The 2,645-nt window shown below is 65.2% G+C and carries 2 protein-coding genes; both read left to right on the forward strand.

Annotated features, from left to right (window positions below):
- Nucleotides 1-165: 165 nt before the first annotated feature.
- Nucleotides 166-1,791, forward strand: a complete 1,626-nt coding sequence (gene istA, locus ABIC25_RS24885) for an IS21 family transposase (RefSeq protein WP_354563582.1) — start codon at nucleotides 166-168, stop codon at nucleotides 1,789-1,791.
- Nucleotides 1,791-2,582 carry an IS21-like element helper ATPase IstB gene (gene istB / locus ABIC25_RS24890; protein ID WP_354563584.1) on the forward strand — a complete coding sequence of 264 codons (792 nt, stop codon included), beginning with the start codon at nucleotides 1,791-1,793 and terminating at the stop codon, nucleotides 2,580-2,582. The genes istA and istB overlap by 1 nt, the downstream gene beginning before the upstream one ends.
- Nucleotides 2,583-2,645 lie beyond the last annotated feature (63 nt).

The following is a 2,645-nucleotide window of genomic DNA, read 5'->3' on the forward strand; positions in this document are numbered from 1 at the left end:
CTCGTGTCATTTGCCACGGTGAAGGGACCGCTGTGAGCTGATTTTTGCCATGTGGATGGGACCACCTGGATTGCCAGTTATGGGACCACCGGCGCGTTGCGCTGGTGGTCTCTTGTTTTGTCAGTTGACTCGGCCGTGACGAGCAGTCATGGAAGGGGCGGCGGCATGGGCTATCGGGAGGTTGCTGTGGAAGAGATCAGAGAAGTCCTGCGGTTGTGGCTGGGTCTGGCGGTGGGGTTACCGTCGCCGGGTCTACGCACGATCGCCGCGCATGCGGGGGTGGACCGCAAAACGGTGCGTCGCTACGTCGTGGCCGCGCAGGCAGCTGGTGTGACGCGCGAGTCAGGGGCGGCGGGGCTCACCGATGAGGTGATCGGTCAGATCGTCGCTGCGGTCCGTCCGGCCCGCCCGAACGGGCATGGGCAGTCCTGGGAGCTGTTGGTGCCGTTCACCACGCAGATCAAGGCCTGGGTGGCCGGGTCGGACGACGCGAAACCGTTGACGGTGACCAAGATTCACGAATTGTTGGGCCGTCGAGGCTGTGTGGTGCCCTACCGGACGTTGGTGCGGTTCGCTACCGAGGAGTGCGGGTACCGGCGCACGGCGACGACGGTACGGGTCGCCGATGGTGAGCCGGGGGTGGAGTGCCAACTCGACTTCGGCTATCTGGGGATGCTCACTGACCCGCAGACGGGCCGGCGCCGCAAGGTGCACGCGCTGGTGCTCACGGCGGTGTATTCGCGGCACACATTCGTGTGGCTGACGTATTCGCAGACGCTAGCCGCGGTGATCGCCGGCTGCGAGGCGGCGTGGGAGTTCTTCGGCGGCGTGTTCGCGGTCCTGATCCCGGATAACATGAAAGCGATTGTCACTCAGGCGCATAAGCTGGAACCTCAACTCGGTCGCGGATGGCTCGACTATGCCCAGCATGCCGGATTCGTCACCGACACCGCCCGGGTACGCACCCCGACCGATAAACCACGGGTGGAACGCACGATCCATTTCGTGCAGAACAACTTCTGGGCCGGCGAGAACTTCACCAGCCTGTCCGAGGCGCAAGACGCGGCCCAGGTGTGGTGTGCCGATCGGGCCGGCCTGCGGGTGCACGGCACCACCGCGATGGCGCCGGCGCTCGTGTTCGCCGCCGACGAAGCTGCCCTGCTGTTACCGGTACCGGCCGCCTATGATGTGCCGATCTTCAAACAGGTGAAGGTACACAGAGACTTTCACGCCTCAGTCGGCAAGGCGTTGTACTCGCTGCCCGAAACGTGGATCGGCACCGTCCTCGACGTGCGCGCCGACAGCCAGAGCGTGAAGTTCTATCACCGCGGGCAGTTGGTCAAACAGCACCCTCGCCAGGCGCCGGGCGGGCGCAGCACCGATGCCAACGACTACCCTGCGGACAAGAGTGCGTACGCGATGCGCAACATCACCGCCCAACTCGACAGTTGTGACCGTCATGGCCCGAATATCGGAATCTACGCCGCCCGCCTGGTCGACGACCCGCAGCCGTGGTCACGGATGCGGTCGGTCTACGCGCTGATCGGGCTGGTCAGCCGCTACGGGCCCGGTCCGGTCGATACCGCATGCGCCACCGCGTTGGCCCTCGACGTGATCTCGGTGCCCAAGATCGGCTCCATGCTCGCCCGCGCCACCGAGAAGTCCACTCCGGCCCTGCCCGCCGCTGCCGGCCAGTCACCGACCCGATTCTCCCGCGACCCAGCCGAATACGCGACCACCCCAACGCAACTCACCCTCATCATCACCGATGCCGACAGTGAGGACAACTGATGACGACCCGACCGACGACTCCCGAACCGCTCGGCGCCGACATGATCGGCATGCTCAAAACGCTCAAGCTCGGTGCGCTCGCCGACACGCTGCCCGCCCGCGCCGCCCTGGCCCGACAGCACAAAACCTCCCACCTCGGGTTCCTCGAACAGCTACTCGCCGATGAAGTTTCCCGACGCGAATCCAGCTCAGCAGCACGACGATCAGCCAAAGCCGGTCTCGACCCGGCCATGCGCATCGAGGGCTGGGAAGCCACCGACGACCTCCGCTATGACCGCACCCTCCTCGAGGACCTGACCGCACTCCGCTTCCTCGACGCCGGGCACTCCGTCATCCTCCTCGGCCCCGTCGGAGTCGGCAAAACACATCTAGCAAATGCACTGGGCCACATGGCCATCGGACGCCGGCGCTCGGTCGTTTTCGGACGTGCGGACAAACTGTTCCACCGCCTCAAAGCCGCCCGCCTCGACAACAGCGTCGACGCCGAACTCCGCCGCCTGACTGCCGTCGACATCCTGATCATCGACGACTTCGCACTCCGCGCGCTCGACGCCACCGAAACCAACGATTTCTACGAACTCGTCGTCGAACGCCAAACCAAGACCACCATCATCACCTCCAACCGAGAGCCCGCCGAATGGCTCACCATGACCGCCGACGCTCTGCTCGCCCAATCGGCCATCGACCGCCTCACCTCGCGCGCCCACACCCTCGTCATCGAAGGCCCGTCCTACCGGCAACGCGACCGCACTCGTCTTGACGGCCGACACCACGACGAGCATCCTCAATAACGCGCCACGGTGGTCCCATCCTCATGGCAACACGGCGGTCCCATAGCCGTGGCAAATGACAAC

The sequence above is a fragment of the Gordonia sp. PvP123 genome, assembly GCF_040547295.1.
Classification (GTDB): Bacteria; Actinomycetota; Actinomycetes; order Mycobacteriales; family Mycobacteriaceae; genus Gordonia; species Gordonia terrae.

What these genes read in the sequence shown, in the direction of transcription:
- istA (WP_354563582.1), top strand. Translation starts at nt 166, where the DNA reads ATGGGCTATCGGGAGGTTGCTGTGGAAGAGATCAGAGAAGTCCTGCGG.
- istB (WP_354563584.1), top strand. Translation starts at nt 1,791, where the DNA reads ATGACGACCCGACCGACGACTCCCGAACCGCTCGGCGCCGACATGATC.